At 39.2% G+C, this 16296-nt stretch carries 17 protein-coding genes and 1 pseudogene; 16 read left to right on the forward strand and 2 right to left on the reverse strand.

Features of this window, described 5'->3' with window-relative positions; translation table 11 throughout:
• Position 1 precedes the first annotated feature (1 nt).
• A complete protein-coding gene (locus tag DCC39_RS04160; RefSeq protein WP_116553628.1) occupies positions 2-175 on the reverse strand; it encodes a DUF1272 domain-containing protein in 174 nt (57 codons plus the stop codon).
• Between the two features lie 158 nt (positions 176-333).
• Here DCC39_RS04160 and DCC39_RS19045 point away from each other — a divergent pair, with 158 nt between their 5' ends.
• Complete coding sequence (locus DCC39_RS19045; RefSeq protein ID WP_165820771.1) at positions 334-474, forward strand: hypothetical protein; 141 nt, start codon at positions 334-336, stop codon at positions 472-474.
• 52 nt (positions 475-526) lie between these two features.
• On the opposite strand, the gene DCC39_RS19755 is transcribed toward DCC39_RS19045, so the two are convergent.
• Positions 527-721 (reverse strand): type 2 periplasmic-binding domain-containing protein, encoded by a 195-nt coding sequence (locus tag DCC39_RS19755; protein WP_407071833.1) that lies wholly within the window; start codon positions 719-721, stop codon positions 527-529.
• A gap of 708 nt (positions 722-1429) precedes the next feature.
• Between DCC39_RS19755 and DCC39_RS04170 the strand changes: the two genes are divergently transcribed.
• The 15 genes and pseudogenes from DCC39_RS04170 (at position 1430) to DCC39_RS04240 (ending at position 16062) form a co-directional block, all read left to right on the forward strand.
• On the forward strand, positions 1430-3148 hold the full coding sequence (locus DCC39_RS04170) for an AMP-binding protein (protein WP_116553630.1): 1719 nt from the start codon (positions 1430-1432) through the stop codon (positions 3146-3148).
• Between the two features lie 96 nt (positions 3149-3244).
• A complete protein-coding gene (locus tag DCC39_RS04175; RefSeq protein ID WP_205948465.1) occupies positions 3245-4039 on the forward strand; it encodes a helix-turn-helix transcriptional regulator in 795 nt (264 codons plus the stop codon).
• Positions 4040-4117: 78 nt separating this feature from the next.
• A complete protein-coding gene (locus tag DCC39_RS04180) occupies positions 4118-4528 on the forward strand; it encodes a VOC family protein (RefSeq protein WP_116553631.1) in 411 nt (136 codons plus the stop codon).
• 381 nt (positions 4529-4909) lie between these two features.
• Complete coding sequence (locus DCC39_RS04185) at positions 4910-5701, forward strand: TatD family hydrolase (RefSeq protein ID WP_240613528.1); 792 nt, start codon at positions 4910-4912, stop codon at positions 5699-5701.
• The gene (locus tag DCC39_RS04190; RefSeq protein ID WP_116553632.1) at positions 5698-6006 is read left to right on the forward strand and encodes a 4a-hydroxytetrahydrobiopterin dehydratase; all 309 of its coding nucleotides are present in this window, start codon (positions 5698-5700) and stop codon (positions 6004-6006) included. Before DCC39_RS04185 ends, DCC39_RS04190 begins: the two co-directional genes overlap by 4 nt.
• 126 nt (positions 6007-6132) lie before the next feature.
• Positions 6133-7275, forward strand: a complete 1143-nt coding sequence (locus DCC39_RS04195; RefSeq protein WP_116553633.1) for an acyl-CoA dehydrogenase family protein — start codon at positions 6133-6135, stop codon at positions 7273-7275.
• A 60-nt stretch (positions 7276-7335) separates the two neighbouring features.
• Positions 7336-8880, forward strand: a complete 1545-nt coding sequence (locus DCC39_RS04200) for an acyl-CoA carboxylase subunit beta (RefSeq protein ID WP_116553634.1) — start codon at positions 7336-7338, stop codon at positions 8878-8880.
• Positions 8881-8951: 71 nt separating this feature from the next.
• Positions 8952-10610 carry a thiamine pyrophosphate-binding protein gene (locus DCC39_RS04205; RefSeq protein ID WP_116553635.1) on the forward strand — a complete coding sequence of 553 codons (1659 nt, stop codon included), beginning with the start codon at positions 8952-8954 and terminating at the stop codon, positions 10608-10610.
• Positions 10611-10668: 58 nt separating this feature from the next.
• Positions 10669-10935 carry a hypothetical protein gene (locus DCC39_RS04210; protein ID WP_116553636.1) on the forward strand — a complete coding sequence of 89 codons (267 nt, stop codon included), beginning with the start codon at positions 10669-10671 and terminating at the stop codon, positions 10933-10935.
• A 431-nt stretch (positions 10936-11366) separates the two neighbouring features.
• On the forward strand, positions 11367-12254 hold the full coding sequence (locus DCC39_RS19355; protein ID WP_165820772.1) for a DUF1186 domain-containing protein: 888 nt from the start codon (positions 11367-11369) through the stop codon (positions 12252-12254).
• Positions 12255-12968: 714 nt separating this feature from the next.
• Positions 12969-13314, forward strand: a pseudogene (locus DCC39_RS04220) (DUF1801 domain-containing protein).
• Between the two features lie 47 nt (positions 13315-13361).
• Positions 13362-13742, forward strand: coding sequence for a VOC family protein (locus DCC39_RS04225; RefSeq protein ID WP_116553637.1), 381 nt, complete (start codon positions 13362-13364; stop codon positions 13740-13742).
• A gap of 147 nt (positions 13743-13889) precedes the next feature.
• The gene (locus DCC39_RS04230; protein WP_116553638.1) at positions 13890-14702 is read left to right on the forward strand and encodes a helix-turn-helix domain-containing protein; all 813 of its coding nucleotides are present in this window, start codon (positions 13890-13892) and stop codon (positions 14700-14702) included.
• Between the two features lie 143 nt (positions 14703-14845).
• Entirely contained in the window at positions 14846-15244 is a 399-nt protein-coding gene (locus DCC39_RS04235) for a VOC family protein (RefSeq protein ID WP_205948466.1), read from the forward strand.
• 377 nt (positions 15245-15621) lie between these two features.
• On the forward strand, positions 15622-16062 hold the full coding sequence (locus tag DCC39_RS04240; RefSeq protein ID WP_116553640.1) for a DoxX family protein: 441 nt from the start codon (positions 15622-15624) through the stop codon (positions 16060-16062).
• Positions 16063-16296 lie beyond the last annotated feature (234 nt).

Genomic DNA, 16296 nt, shown 5'->3' on the forward strand with positions numbered 1-16296 from the left:
TTTATGTGCGAGTTGGTCGTTTAACTAATTCCCCGCCGCAATTTGGACAAAGATTATTCATCGCAGAAGTGCAATCAGGACAAAATGTACACTCGTATGAACATATGTAAGCTTCTGAATCCAAGTGAAGCGTTGTATCACACTTTTCGCAATTATCTCTCATTTCAAGAGCCATATTCTATATCCCTCCCGTTAAAAGTTTAATAAACACCACTCTCTTCATAGAGAGTGAGCCGTTTCTATTGTATAAAGAGTAGTATATCATAGCTTTGAAATCAAGAGCTTCAAAAATAAATCCCCAAAAAACTCTGAAGAATGGGAGGGATTTTGAAGATGGAAATTATAATCGTAATTGCGGATGACAACCCGTTTATCCCGGGGCAACCTTCCGTAAGACCACCGCTTCAAGATTTAGAGAATTCGAAGAAGTCTAAGTGGGGGAATCCGCAGATCGCCATTTCAATGGCGATGTAGTTCACTAAGCCTTGTAAGCCTTGATGTAATACAGTAAGCCCACTTTCTACTTCTAAGATTGGCTTTCTTGAAATTTTGTTTTCAAAAATTCCCTAGCTAATGTGAGAAAAGTATTCACGACAGGCGATTTTTCGTCTTTTCGCCATGCAAACGAAGTAGCAATTGTTGTAACAGGATTTAGTGAACGAAAAACAATTCCTTTACTCGGTTGTTGCATCGCTAAATCCGTCACTAATGAGACCCCCATTCCAGCAGCAACAAGAGTAAAAATCGTTGAGAATCCCACTGAAGAGGACCTGCAAGCTTGGTGTCAAGAGCAAATGGCGATTTATAAGGTGCCGATCATAGAAATCATAAAGGAACTACCGTTAACCACTACTGGGAAGGTAAAAAAAGAAGAATTAAAAAAGCTTTTGTCCAAAAATTTAAAATAAATATTTGATTAGCACGCATATCGGTGATGTATTGCTTTCTCTCCTTTTCTTATCTACATGGAATCAAGTATCGAGTATAATCGACCTGCTAGAATTGCTGAAAAAGCATTATTCGATAGGCTAAAAAACGGGGTGTACATTTTTTAATGAGACATCTCGTTTTTTATGAATCACTCAGGAATAATAGTACTAGACTGTCTTTTCGGAATATTTTAGAATTGAACTAAGACCTGAGGGCGACCTTCTCATGCCCGATGGGATGAGAGAATTATGATGTTCAATGCAATCGCCTATCCATGATTCCTCCGTACTGGTTATGACAGGAATACTAGGGGATGGTAACTGGAGCCCATCTTGGAAAGCGATTACAACTGATTTCACAATTCAATTAAAAGGGACATGGATGGCAATATCTATGAGTATCTTTTTTCAGAGAAAGGCTCAAAAAGCCAGAGACTTCTTGTAAATTGGCTTACTGGCTTTTAATAATATAAATAACTAAAAAGGAGAGCGTTTAACCGATGAATGAACAACAATACCTTGAAAATTTACAAAGATTATGGGATAAAAATTGGCCAAGTGAACTGCCAAAAGAACCACATTATCCATTTGGTGAAATACTCATTACAGATTATCTCAGAAAGCGGGCAGAGTTAACACCCGACAAAGCATGCATTATTTATTACGGTTTAGAAGTTACATTTAAACAATTGGATGACTGGAGCAATCGTTTCGCTTCTTACCTTCTCTCTATAGGAGTAAAAAAAGGAGATCGAGTGGCGGTTTTTCTACCTAACTGCCCACAATTCCTCATTGCTTTCTATGGAATACTGAAAGCAGGCTGTGTTCATGTACCAGTCAATCCCATGTTTAAAGAACAAGAACTACTCTATGAATTAAATGATGCCGGCGCAGAAATTATAGTAACGCTAGATCATTTATATTCACTGGTACAAAAAGTAAAAGCTCAAACGAGTCTAAGAGAAGTTGTGACGACGAGTCTGAAAGAATTTTTGCCGCAAAAACCAACAATACCATTGCATCATTCAATGCCGCTCCAACCGATCTCTTGTCCAGATACGACATCTTTCCTTTCGATAATAGAAAATTCGGATTACTCCTCTGGCCTGGGAGTTAATGTCAATCTGGATGATTTAGCCGCTCTTAACTATACAGGCGGCACGACGGGAATGCCTAAAGGCTGTGAACATACCCAGCGAAATATGTTATATACCGCAGCCTGCATTGCTACTTTTTCTTTTAGTTCTACGTCCTCAGAAGATCAGGTTGGGCTGAATTATTTACCTATTTTTTGGATTGCGGGTGAAAATAGCATTATTGGTCCCGTCTTTAAAGGCGTCACGCAAGTATTGCTTTATCGCTGGGATGTAAAAGCTGTTCTAGAAGCCATTCAACGTTATAAATTAAGCGGCGTCGGCGGAGTTCTAGATAATATGATTGAATTAATGGAGTATCCTGAACTTGAAAAATATGATCTAAGTTCGATTCAAGCGACTTCTGTCAGTTCATTTGTTAAGAAGTTATCAATCGAGTACCGTCAACGATGGAAAACACTTACCGGAGTTACAATGAAGGAATCTGCCTTCGGTATGACAGAAACTCACACGATGGATACATTTACAACGGGCTTACAAACTGATGACATGGACCTCAAAGCTCAACCTGTCTTTTGCGGATTGCCCATGCCTGGAACGAAGATTAAAATTGTCGATTTTGAATCGGGTGAGCTGCTACCCTTAGGACAAGAAGGGGAAATTGTTATTAAAACACCATCTTTGCTAAAAGGGTACTGGAATAAACCTGAAGCGACAAAAAAATCCTTTAGCAACGGTTGGTTCCACACTGGAGATATCGGTGTCTTGGATGAAGAAGGGTTTCTGCATTATTTGGGACGCAGAAAAGAAATGTTAAAGGTCAATGGGATGAGTGTATTTCCATCCGAAATTGAAACAATTATGGGAAAAATGCCTGGTAGTGAAGGATGTGGAGTAGTTGGACAGGAAGACACTGAAAAAGGACAAATCCCAATTGCGTTTGTAAAGTTAAATGCAGATTATCAGGATAAACTCAATGAGGAAAAAATATACCAATGGTGTAAAGAAAATATGGCGATCTATAAAGTTCCTGTTATAAAAATTATTGATGAATTGCCGTTAACAGCTACAGGGAAAGTGAGAAAAGTTGAATTAGAGAAAATGTTAGAAAAACAGTCTTTGTGAAATAAGTGAAATATTCACAGTTTCTTATATATTTTAAAATAGTAACAATCATTTAATTAGAGAAGATGAATTATCGTGATCAAGGAAGGGTGAGGTATGGTGGGTGACCGATATTCAGATTTAGTCATTAATGAGGTAATCACATATATACATGAACATATTTACGATCCGCTTCCTCTCTCACGATTGTCAAGTTACGCAGGTTATAGCCCGTACCATTTCACGCGTATTTTTAAAGAAAAAATCGGTCTCTCACCGCTCTATTATGTCTCGTCACTAAAGCTGGAGAAGGCGAAAGATTTATTGTTGCATACGAACTTCAGTGTTCGCGATATTGGAATGGAAATCGGTCAGCAAAGCTTAGGAACTTTCACTACTCGATTTACAAAACGGATAGGTGTCACGCCATCCAAATTTCGAAACTCGGCGCTTGAGGCGGGTGAACACTTCGATAAGTTACGAACAATAAACCATTGGTCTTTACCCTTACTTAAAACAAATCAAGATCTCATCGTAAAAGGAACTGTCAGTGCGGAAGTTCCTTTTCAGGGGATTATTTTAATTGGCTTATTTCCGAAACCGATTCCGGAAGGACTCCCTTTATACGGAACGTTGCTGTCTTCATTGGGGGATTTTTGCTTTACCGATGTAAAACCGGGCATCTATTATATGATGGCAACATCAGTCTCTTGGGAAATGAAGGCGAAAGATTTTCTTCTGCCGTACACAACTTTACGTGCCAAATTGAAGGAACCAATCATCGTTAAGCCTTATTCCACGGTTCCTCATCAGCATGTTATACTTCGTAAGCCACGACTTGATGACCCTCCAATCCTTGTTTCTTTGCCATTGTTGATGAATCGTTTCTTTAATCGCGTTGTTAAAAAATAGCAATCGATAAGAAATTTTCTCCTTTTTTCCATGCTACAATGAAGAAAATTTTAACTTTATTGAGGGAGGAATTTCATAGTGGGATTGCAAGCGAAACAAATTTACGTGAATTTACCGGTTAAAGATTTGGACAAAACAAAGAGCTTTTTTGGTGAAATAGGTTTTGAATTTAATCCCCAATTTAGTGACGAGAATGCAGCATGTATGGTTGTTAATGAGAATATCTTTGTTATGTTGTTGACTGAAGAGTTTTTCAAAAATTTCACGGATAAGGAACTTTCCGATGCATCGAAAAGTATAGAAGGCATCGTAGCCCTATCATCTGACAGTAGAGAGCAAGTGGATGAAATCGTTAATAAAGCGCTAGCCTTGGGTGGAACGCCCAGCTATGAGACGATCGAGCAAGGACCGATGTATTCACGGAGTTTCTATGATATTAACGGTCATATGTGGGAGTTTCTTTACATGGATGAAAGTGCCGTTCAATAAAATTAAAAAAATTTCAATTATTTGCTTTAATAAGAAATAGGCCTTTCCCTAAATTTTTCAGGCTCAAGGAAGGTCTATTTCTTTTTATCTTAAGACAACATTGCCACAATTAAAATGCCAAATGTGAGCATCATCATTGGTTCGAATGTTGTCATAAGCATCACCCCCTTTCCAAAAGGGAGTGAGCCAGACCATCTTTGAGTGAGCAGATTCCATTGTACAAGTCGCGCTCGCTTGAGGGTATTTTTGTTATCGATTGAGTTGGATGGCGTATCGAGCTTTTTCATATTCAGGAAGGAATTACGGCGATGATCAGGAACTAGATAGATAGGGTCTTAATGTTTTTGGTGTTTTGTATCAACGTAAAGATAGGAGAATAGAATGGTGATTGATGCCCACATTCATCTAGACCAATACCCTACTGAACAAATCGCAGATCAAATCAAACGCTGGAAGGAAGGCGGTATTAACGGTGTTGTTGCGGTTTCAACCGACCTTCACTCTTGCTATCATACACTTTCTTTGGCGGAACGTTTTCCCGATTTCGTTTATCCATGTTTAGGCTGGCATCCAGAACAGCGTCTGCCGACCGACAAGGAATTAAATGAATTAATCCAATTAATTCGCACGGAAAAGCATAGAATAAATGGTGTTGGTGAGATCGGGTTGCCTCATTATTCGCTTAAGCAACTTGGGAATCCACCTCTAGAGCCGTACATTGAACTTTTTACAATTTTAACATGCGAAGCGAAAGCCCAAGAATTGCCGGTTGCCGTTCATGCTGTACATAATAAAGCACCACTCGCTTTAGCTGTTCTTAAAGAAGAAAAAATGACGAAAGCGCATTTTCATTGGCTAAAAGCGGAAGCCGAGGTATTGAAAGAGATTATTCATGAAGGATACTTTATCTCCGTAACACCCGAAGTTTGTTACCGCGAAAGGGATAAGCGGCTTGTTCAATCTACGCCGATGGGTCAACTTTTACTTGAAACAGATGGGCCATGGCCATTTTCCGGCCCTTTTTCAGGAAAAAGTACAACCCCTCTCTTTTTATTTGACAGCTTGGAAAAGGTAGCGGCAATCAAAGGCAAGTCAATAGTGGAGGCGAAGTTCCAGCTTCGTCAAAATATAGAAAAACTTTATCTTTCATACAGAGGAGGCTCTATAAATTGAAATTAGAGAGGCTTACACAAGATGAAATTAAGAAAAAGCTGGAAGAAAATAAAAATTGGAAGCTAACTGATGAGAAATGGATTATTAGAAAATATAGGTTTAGAGACTATCTTCAAGGAATTGAATTTGTGAACCAGGTTGCTAAGGCATCAGAAGAAGCAAATCACCATCCGTTTATTTCGATTGACTACAAACTAATCTCTGTAAAAATATCTTCCTGGAACGCCAGAGGATTAACGGACTTGGATTTTGAACTAGCGAGAAAATACGATGAGTTTTATGAACAAATAAAATATCATTTTTAAACAATTTACTATGGACGAAATTTTTGAAATAGACTAAACTAAAAACATATTGGTAATCTGAGCGATCGCTCAGATTAGGTTTGTTGTAAAAAAGAGAGCGTTTTCAATACTGGGAGGCGTAAAAAGATGAATTTTGAATTAACGAAGGAACAGAAGATGACGAAGGAAATGGTACGTGCATTCGCTGAAAAGGAAATTGCTCCGAAAGCGATAGAAGTTGATGAAACAGCGAGATTTCCAATTGAAACATTTGAAAAAATGGGCGAGTTAGGTTTGCTCGGTATTCCGTTTCCAGAAAAGTATGGCGGTTCTGGCGGGGATACGATTTCGTATGCGTTAGCTGTCGAAGAGGTTGGGAGAGCGTGTGGAAGTACTGGCCTTAGCTATGCAGCAGCTGTTTCATTAGGAGCAAGTCCGATCTATTACTTTGGAACAGAAGAACAAAAAGAGAAATTTTTGACACCTTTAGCATCAGGGAAAGCCCTCGGTTCTTTCGGACTAACGGAACCGAACGCTGGCTCAGATGCCGGTGGAACACGAACGAATGCTGTATTGGAGGGTGACCATTACATTATCAACGGTGAAAAATGTTGGATTACAAACGCAGGTTATGCAAAACAGGTTATCGTGACCGCGGTAACCGGAAAAAATAAAGATGGAAAAAATATTATTTCCGCGTTGATTGTTCCGACAGATACACCCGGTTTTACGATTCGCAGCAACTATGAAAAAATGGGAGTTCGAGGTTCGAATACTTCTGAATTAGTGTTAGAAAACGTAAAAGTTCAAAAAGAGAACTTATTAGGTGATCCGAACAAAGGATTCAGTCAATTTCTTTATACACTTGATGGTGGCCGAATTTCTATAGCAGCGCTTGCTATCGGGATTGCTCAGGCAGCCTTTGATAAAGCTTTAGCTTTTTCGAAAGAAAGAGTACAATTCGGCCAAACCATTTCTAAATTTCAAGCGATTCAATTCAAACTTGCTGACATGGCAATGGAAATTGAGCTTGCTAGAAATATGGTATTAAAAGCAGCATGGTTGAAGGACCAAGGAAAGCCATTTACGAAAGAAGCCGCTTATGCGAAACTATTCGCCTCTGAAATGGCGACAAGAACGTGTAATCAAGCGATACAAATACATGGAGGCTCCGGTTACATGAAAGAATATGAAGTCGAGCGCTATTTGCGGGATGCTAAATTAATGGAAATTGGCGAGGGCACATCTGAAATTCAACGACTCGTGATTGCAAGGCAACTCGGATGCTAGCTACACATAAGAAACGGATTTTAGAAAAAAATATTTTCAATAAGCAAGGAGGATTGTAGTATGTCGATAAAAGAGAAAGCATCAGTGCCAAACCATAAAGAAAGAGTTGAACAAATTCTCAAGGGCGGCTTGCCTAAATATCATAAGAAGAATTCAGAACAAGGGAAGTTGTTTGTTCGTGAACGGTTGGAAAAACTGTTTGATAAGGGTATCGAAATCGAGGACGCATTTTTCGCTAATTGTGAAGCTGGCGGGTTACCGGCAGATGGTGTCGTTACTGGAATTGGAAAAATAAATGGACAAACGGTCTGTGTAATGGCCAATGATTCGACAATTAAAGCTGGCTCATGGGGTTCAAGAACGGTTGAGAAAATCATCCGAATTCAAGAAACAGCGGAAAAGCTACAGGTTCCCATGCTTTACCTCGTTGATTCAGCAGGTGCCAGGATCACTGATCAAATTGAAATGTTCCCGGGACGCCGCGGGGCTGGAAGGATTTTTTATAATCAAGTGAAACTAAGTGGAAAAGTTCCACAGATCTGCTTATTATTCGGACCTTCGGCGGCTGGAGGGGCATATATACCTGCATTTTGCGATGTCGTTTTTATGGTGGAAGGCAACGCCTCCATGTACCTTGGTTCTCCAAGAATGGCCGAAATGGTCATTGGTGAGAAAGTGTCCCTTGAAGAAATGGGAGGAGCAAGAATGCATTGTTCTGTATCCGGGTGCGGAGACCTTCTTACGAAAACAGAAGAAGAAGCGATTGAAAAAGCAAGACAATACTTGGCTTATTTTCCTGCAAACTATAAAGAAAAACCACCAGAAAAAGAAGCGTTGGAACCGAAAGCATTTGAAAAATCCCTTGAGGAGATTATCCCCAAAAATCAAAATGCCCCTTTTAATATGAAAGACTTAATCGAAAGAGTGATTGATGAAGATTCTTTTTTTGAAATAAAAAAATTGTTCGCCCCTGAACTTATTACTGGTCTTGCAAGAATAAACGGAAAACCCGTTGGCATCATCGCAAACCAGCCAAAAATGAAAGGCGGCGTTCTTTTTCACGATACGGCTGACAAAGCTGCTAAATTTATTACTCTTTGCGATGCATTCCACATCCCGCTTTTATTCTTAGCGGATGTTCCTGGCTTCATGATTGGAACAACCGTTGAACGGGCCGGCATTATTCGCCACGGCGCAAAAATGATTTCGGCTATGTCTGAAGCCACCGTTCCGAAAATCTCAATAATCGTAAGAAAAGCGTACGGTGCAGGTTTGTATGCAATGGCGGGCCCTGCGTTTGAACCGGATTGCTGTTTAGCTCTTCCAACTGCACAAATTGCAGTGATGGGTCCTGAAGCAGCTGTAAATGCTGTTTACGCAAATAAAATTGCTGAATTACCGGAGGATGAGAGACAGGCATTTATCGAGGAAAAACGAGAAGAATACCGCCAAGACATTGATATATATAAATTAGCTTCTGACATGATCATAGATGGGATCGTTGAACCGAACAACTTGCGTGAGGAACTGGTAAAAAGGTTCGATGCATACATGTCGAAATATCAAATTTTTACCGATCGTAAGCATCCTGTATATCCCGTATAAATATATTTTTAGAAAAGGGACTTGGCCTTGCCTCTGGTCAAGTCCCCATTTTTTTAAAAGGAGAGTGCTTTATGAAAAAAAGAATGAAAGCTTCTGATGCGATTGTGGAAGTGATGAAACGCGAAAATGTTTCACACGTGTTTTGTGTTCCTGGCGAGAGCTATCTGCCATTAATGGACAGCATCTATGAGGCAAAGACAATTAAAATGATCTCAGCACGCCACGAAGGCGGAGCTGCTTTTATGGCGGAAGCGTACGGGAAGGCGACAAGAAAGCCCGGAATTGCGATGGCAACGAGAGGTGTCGGTGGATCGAATTTAGCAATCGGCATCCATACTGCATTTCAAGATTCTACGCCAATGGTCGTTTTACTAGGCCAGGTGCATAGCAAGTTTCGGGGGCGTGAAGGGTTTCAAGAGGTAGACTTGGACCAGTTTTTTGGACATATCGCGAAATGGACGGTAGAAATTAAGGATGCTGAACGGGTTCCCGAATTCATTCAGCGTGCCTTCAGAGTTGCACAAACTGGAAGGCCTGGCCCTGTTGTCGTATCGCTCCCAGAAGACGTTCTCGTCGAAGAGGCAACGATGAATTTTGGGCCTCCTATTCAAATTCCAGCTCCAAGACCGAGTGCGAAAGAAGTAGTAAACGTTGCTGAATTGCTAGGTGAAGCAGAACGGCCACTTATTCTAGCTGGCGGAGGAGTGATTGCATCCCACGGTGAACAGTTGCTTGTTGAATTGGCTGAAAAGTATCAAATCCCGGTTATGGCTTCTTTTCGCCGCCATGATGTTTTTCCAAATGACAACAAGTTATATGCAGGGCATGCCGGTTTAGGAACCTTCCCGGCAATTTTGGAAACGATGAAACATGCGGATTTCATTCTTGCGATTGGTACGCGTTTATCTGAAGTAACAACTCAGGACTATCGCATCTTTAACCACAATCCGAAACTTGTTCACATTGATATTTCCTATGAAACGCTAGGAAAAGTGTACTCACCAGACATTGGAATTGTGGCAGACGCGAAAGAAGCGTTGGAAGTTTTATTGGAAATGCAAGTAAACAAGAGATGGAATGGATGGGCAGCAGAAAGAAGAATAGCATATGAACAGTCATTGAAGGTAAAAGCAAATGAAAATGGAAAATGGGTTGATAATCAGCGAATTATTCAAACCTTGCAGGAACGACTCCCAGTAGATGCTATCATAACAAATGATGCAGGGAATTTCGCCGGATGGCTGCATCGCTTCTATTCCTTCCGAAAACCAAAAACGTATATTGGCCCGACTTCAGGAGCGATGGGGTATGGGCTCCCTGCAGCAATTGGTGCCAAAATAGCAAACCCCGATAAGACTGTCGTCTCCCTCTCAGGCGATGGCGGATTTATGATGACTGTCCAAGAATTAGAGACAGCAGTTCGGTACAACATTCCGGTCATTTCCCTTGTTTTTAATAACAGTTCATACGGAACCATTCGAATGCACCAAGAAATGCACTATCCAGAACGAGTGATTGGAACAGAGTTAAATGATGTTGACTTTGCGAAGTTAAGTGAATCACTAGGTGCGAAGGGGTTTAAAGTGAAATCAAACGAAGACTTTGAAAAGGCGCTAAATGAAGCGTTGGAAACAAACAAGCCGGCAGTAATCGAAATTTTGACAAATCCGGAGCAGCTTTCAGTAGCTGAAACCGTACAATCCATTCGGGAAAAATCATCAGCGAAATAGACAAGAAAGTTGTTTACATCACTTTGTTATTAAATAATGTATATGAAGTGGTGGAAAAATGAAAGACGAAAGAAAGGTTAGAAAACAAATCTATTTAGAGCTCAAACAAAATGAACAAATCAAATTATTATCAATTCGACAAAGCAAGACAGAAGCACAAATTATTAGAGATGCCATAAATAGTTATCTAACGGAAAACAAAAAGGAATTAGACGATCCAATATTAGAACTCATTGGTGTGGTAAAAAATGGAATCACCGATGGTTCAACATCTCACGACCAAGATATTTATTTGAAAAATAATGAGGACACCGATGAAACGTGATAAAGTGTTTATCGATACTAGGGCTTAGATTGCATTAATAGAGGAAAAAGACCAATTTCATGAACGTGCCAGTAACTTCTTGAAAAGTCTTGACCCTTCAGTTCAACGAATTTCTTCAAGTTTTGTAATTGCCGAGACATATACTTGGCTACGATATCGTGAAGGGTTTTCTTATGCTAAACGATTTCTTGAAATAATAAATAGTTCTAAAAGGAACGGTACTTAAAGATAATCCTAGATCATTAAGATACATTAGCATTGGCAGAACAACTATTGAAAGATTTTCCTGACCAGAAATTTTTTATGTTGATGCCGTAAGCATGGCAATAATGAAAACGGAAAAAATACACAAAGTCTTTGGTTTTGACCACCATTTTTATATATTAGATTTTAAAGTAGTTCCCTAGGGAGAGAAAGGAAGATTCTATAAGATGGAAGATTTGCTAGGTTCAATTCGCTACAACGACGGTAAATTTCCTCGTAAACAACTTCAGCAAATTATTGAGGGTAGAGACGAAGCAATCCCTTTACTTCTAGAGATTGTCGAAGAGGTTAAAGCAAATCCCGAAGAATTCGTTAACAGTAGTTCTCGAATTGATCATATTTATGCTTTATATTTGCTCGCTCAATTCAGGGTTAAGCAACTTTATCCATTGTTTATAGAAATTTTGAGGTTACCAGGCGAAACGCTTCATTATATTTTGTCAGATACGTTAACTGAAGCGGCACATCGCATCTTGGCTTCAACTTACAATGGCAACATCGACTTGTTGAAGGGTTTAATCGAAAATGATGAAATCGATGAATACGCACGAGGCGCAGCTTTAAGAAGTCTTGCCGCGCTTGTACTAAACAATCAATTGCAAAGAGATGAAATCATTGCATACTTTAAAGAACTGTTAACCGGCAAGCTTCAACATTTAAATTATCATGTGAATGCAAATATTGTTAGTTGTTGTGACGATTTATATCCTCTTGAAGTTTATAGTGAAATCAAACAATTATACGAAAAGGGAGAAGTGGCTGAATATATCATAAGTCTTCAAGATGTTGAGGAGACTTTGAAGATGTCTCAAGAGGATGTATTAAAAAGAAACAAACAGGATGTACATCTACAATTCATTGATGACACGATCAAGGAACTGCATTGGTGGGCTTGTTTTGAGCAACCAAAATCACGGCGAAACCCAAATTTACTGAAAAACTTTCCGCGAAGTAAAAAGACGAACCCCGCAGTAAAAGTTGAAAAAGTTGGCCGTAACGACCCTTGTCCTTGTGGCAGTGGTTTGAAATATAAAAAATGCTGTGGTAAGGGATGATCATGTTAGCTATCGTTTTGATGTGAAATTTTCTCCCTGTGAACAACATACATCAAAGCAGTGGCAAGGGTCCTTGCGAGAATAGGAGAAAAGCGGAATATCATGCGCTGAGGCTGAAGGGCTACGAAGAAAGCTTTTATTCAGTTCCATCTATCCATTATCAAATTGATCTATACATTGTCGCCTTGGAATGCGGAGATGGGCGGAAATTAGAGATAAAGCGGAGCAAAGAGTCCATAGAGCTTAGAGGCAAAGACAGGGTGTTCGAAGGCGACTATTACTACACAGAGAGGGAAACGTCCTTAGTTTCTCATCCAATGGGTTGATAGGAGTCATTGCTTCTGCAATTTTGTACGAGATTGGGCTTGGAGCAAGCACAGCCGACTCTCTAAGCAACGACGCTTCGTCTTGTTCCTGCACATAAGAAAGGTGTGGGGAATGCTTCTTTCTTTACAGATTTGATTTTTAGGAATTGGACTGGGAGCGATATTTTTTGGTCTTATCTCACAGAATTTTGGGTATTCATTCCTATTTTACAGAAGGTGTTTCCCCTTAAAGTTTTGCTTATAATGTGTGAATGCGGAAGTATATAAAAGATAGTAAAAAATAGCAATATATAAGAAAACTATCTTGATTTTTCATAGTAGAATAAGAGCAATCAAAGATTCTATTTAATAGTTATCATTATGTTTTATAAAGGAGGTGCAATTTCCAATGAGTCAAGAAGTCATTTCATATATAGAAAATCTTGAGCCGTCTTGGAAGGTGGAGGTTTGCAATCGATTACGCCAGATGGTTCACGAGTCCATTTTAGACGCTGAAGAACGAATTCAATACAAAGAAACCGCATTTTTTGAAGAACGGGCATTATGCCGCTGTTATGTCACCCGCAAAGGATACGATTTCGTTTATGATTATGGACGCAGGCGGTTTGAAATTACCTGAAGGAGTTAAATTTGAAGGCCCTCCTGAGCGAAAATGGCTTAAAATTCGTGAAGGTGATTCACCGGATTACGACATGTTAGCTAAATTGTTAGTGGAAGCTTCAAGTAACCTGTAAGAATATCTGATTTGGTACCTTGATTTATAAAAGGAGGGAAAAAATCTATGATTAGTAAACTTGGTCAAGTGATGCTATATGTAAATAATCAGGATGGATGTGTGAATTTTTGGACAGAAATCGTTGGGTTTACAATCATTTCCGATGAAAATAATGGTCAAGGCATGAGATGGATAGAAATTGCCCCAACAAAGACTTCCGAAACAAGTATCATTTTGCATAATAAGGAACTCGTTGCTAAAATGCAGCCTGAATTAAATCTTGGTACTCCATCTTTAATGTTCTTTACAGATAAATTCGATGAATTACATAGCCATTTATCAAATCAAAATATTAAAGTTGGAGAAATCGTAAATATGCCTTCTGGCAGAGTGTTTAACTTTGCTGATAATGAAGAAAATTATTTTGCTGTAATGGAAAAACATTAAATTTCAAATTTAAGCGACTGAAAGGAATCATCAGTTGCTTTTCTTATTGTAAAACTTTTATTATTAATGGAAAGACTTAGTTAATAATCTTCTATGCTTGAAGAGAAAGGAGTCTACGGCTTTTTTTCTTTGCTGTGCTGAAAAAATATGTTATTACAAACTTACATTCCTCAAGCACCTTTATCATCATTCATTGATTATTTTTGGCTTCTTGAAGGTTATAACCCATCACACAAAAGGGAATTGGCGCTTCCAAATGGCTCCACGGAACTCATCATCGATCTTCACAATGACACGGTCCAATTATTCGATCGGCAAAACACGAGGATAATATTAAGCAGCGCTATTGTATGTGGCCCGCATTCTGAACATTTTATTATTGATACAGCAAATGAGTCGACGATGATAGGTGTCCATTTTAAGCCAGGTGGAGCAACTCCGTTTTTCGATATGCCGATAAATGAACTTCATAATTCAATCGTGCCGTTAGACAGGTTATGGGGAGCTCGTGCAAAAGATTTGCGCGATGAGTTGCTGTACTCTGCAACAACCGAACATCGTTTTCGAATTCTTGAAAAATATTTTTTGGCTCAGAATCCACTGTCTTGGTCGTGGAATCCTGCTGTAAAGTTTGCGCTCACTGAGTTTCGAAATTCGCCCTATATTCATTCGATTTCTGATACGGTTGAACAAATCGGCATGAGCCCCAAACGTTTTATCCAATTGTTTAAAGAAGAAGTCGGAATGACGCCTAAACGTTTTTGCCGTCTCATGCGCTTTCAAAAAGTCATACTCGCAATTGGACAGGGTAAGCGGATCGAATGGATGGATGTCGCTATCGATTCCGGCTATTATGATCAGGCTCATTTTATAAAAGAATTTCATGCTTTCTCCGGTCTAACTCCAACAAATTATCGTTTGATAGAGGGTAGGCATCCAAATCATGTACCACTTTCATAAGTAAATGCTTCCACAACTAGCCTATTTGAAAAAGCAGGAAAAAAATTTACAATACATCTTCTTTTACTAACATTACAATATAGGTGATATTCCAAGAATTTGGAAAGATTCAAATCAATATATGTTAAGAGTAGGAGGAAGATATGATGGTAAACAAACCGATACGGGATTGCTTTCACACTGTCACGCCTTATCTAATTGTACAGGGAGCCGATAAACTGATTGATTTTCTTATTAAGGCGTTTGAAGCGAGGGAATTAAACCGAACGACAGATTCTGATGGGTTTATCCGACATGCAGAAGTTAAGCTCGGGGATTCAATTATTGAATGTTCGGAAAGACGCGAGCAGTATCCTCCGATGCAGAATGCGATTCATTTGTATGTAAGCGACACTGACGAAAGTTACAGACGTGCACTTGATGCCGGTGCAACATCTCTATATGAGCCGGAGGATATGCCTTACGGAGAACGAAGTGCAGGTGTAAAGGATCCCTTCGGCAATCATTGGTATATTGCTACCTGGCTCGGAACAGACAAATAAAAAAAAGTCATGCTTGTTTAGATGAATCTTAGCGAGCCTGGAGAATTACGGGAATTGTTGCTTAAAGGATGGCGTACTGCATTCGAGGACATAAAAAAATAGTGAATTGCTATTTGGCGAGTTATTCTAAGAAATAAAACTTTTTTTGTATAAAGTGCGGATTCCCGCACTTTATTTTTCCCTTCGAATGTTATTAATAATTTTCTTCTATGACCCATCAAACTTAGCAATTTAAAAGAAATATGACCAAAAATTTCTTTATATAATTAAAGTCAAACCGATAAGAAGTTCCTTCGTATGTAGAAATCGGTTAAAACTAACAAATAGTTGAAAGGATGTCGAAAATGAATGCGAAATTTAAAAAAAGGAGATAAACTATGAATCAGACAATTTCAAAAAGTAGGCTTTGGACAACACGAATTATGAGCGGACTTGTCATTTTATTTATGCTATTTGACAGTATATCCAAATTTTTTAAGCCCGCTTCCGTTGTGGATGGAACACTAACACTTGGATATTCAGAACATCATCTTAGTGTGCTTGGAACATTAGGATTAATTTCTGCTATTCTTTACATGATTCCCCGCACAACTGTATTGGGTGCAGTATTGCTAACCGGATATTTTGGTGGAGCGATCGCTACGCATGTTCGTTTGGATAACCCGCTTTTTACTTATATATTGTTTCCGGTCTATCTTGCTATTTTTGCTTGGGGGGCAATTTGGCTAAGAGATGAAAATTTGCGTAATCTCTTTCCTTTTAAAAAAACATGGATTAAGCAAGGGAAGAATAACTTTGACCACACGAAGGGTAGCTGAGGTCAGCTACCCTAAGACTTTTTATGTCGAATCGACGAGATTCTAATGAAAGATCATTTTGTGGACAATATGCACTGATGGTCGCTCCGGTTGTTCTTGGAAAAGGAACTTGTGTATTTAGTGACGAGATCTCTTCACAGATTAAATATTAACTAATCTTGGAGGTTAAAGTCTGAAATAACTCCTACGGGCAACCACTGAAAAAGAGGGCATAGGAAAACAAGCCATCTATTA

It is taken from the genome of Pueribacillus theae (assembly GCF_003097615.1).
GTDB lineage: Bacteria > Bacillota > Bacilli > Bacillales > UBA6769 > Pueribacillus > Pueribacillus theae.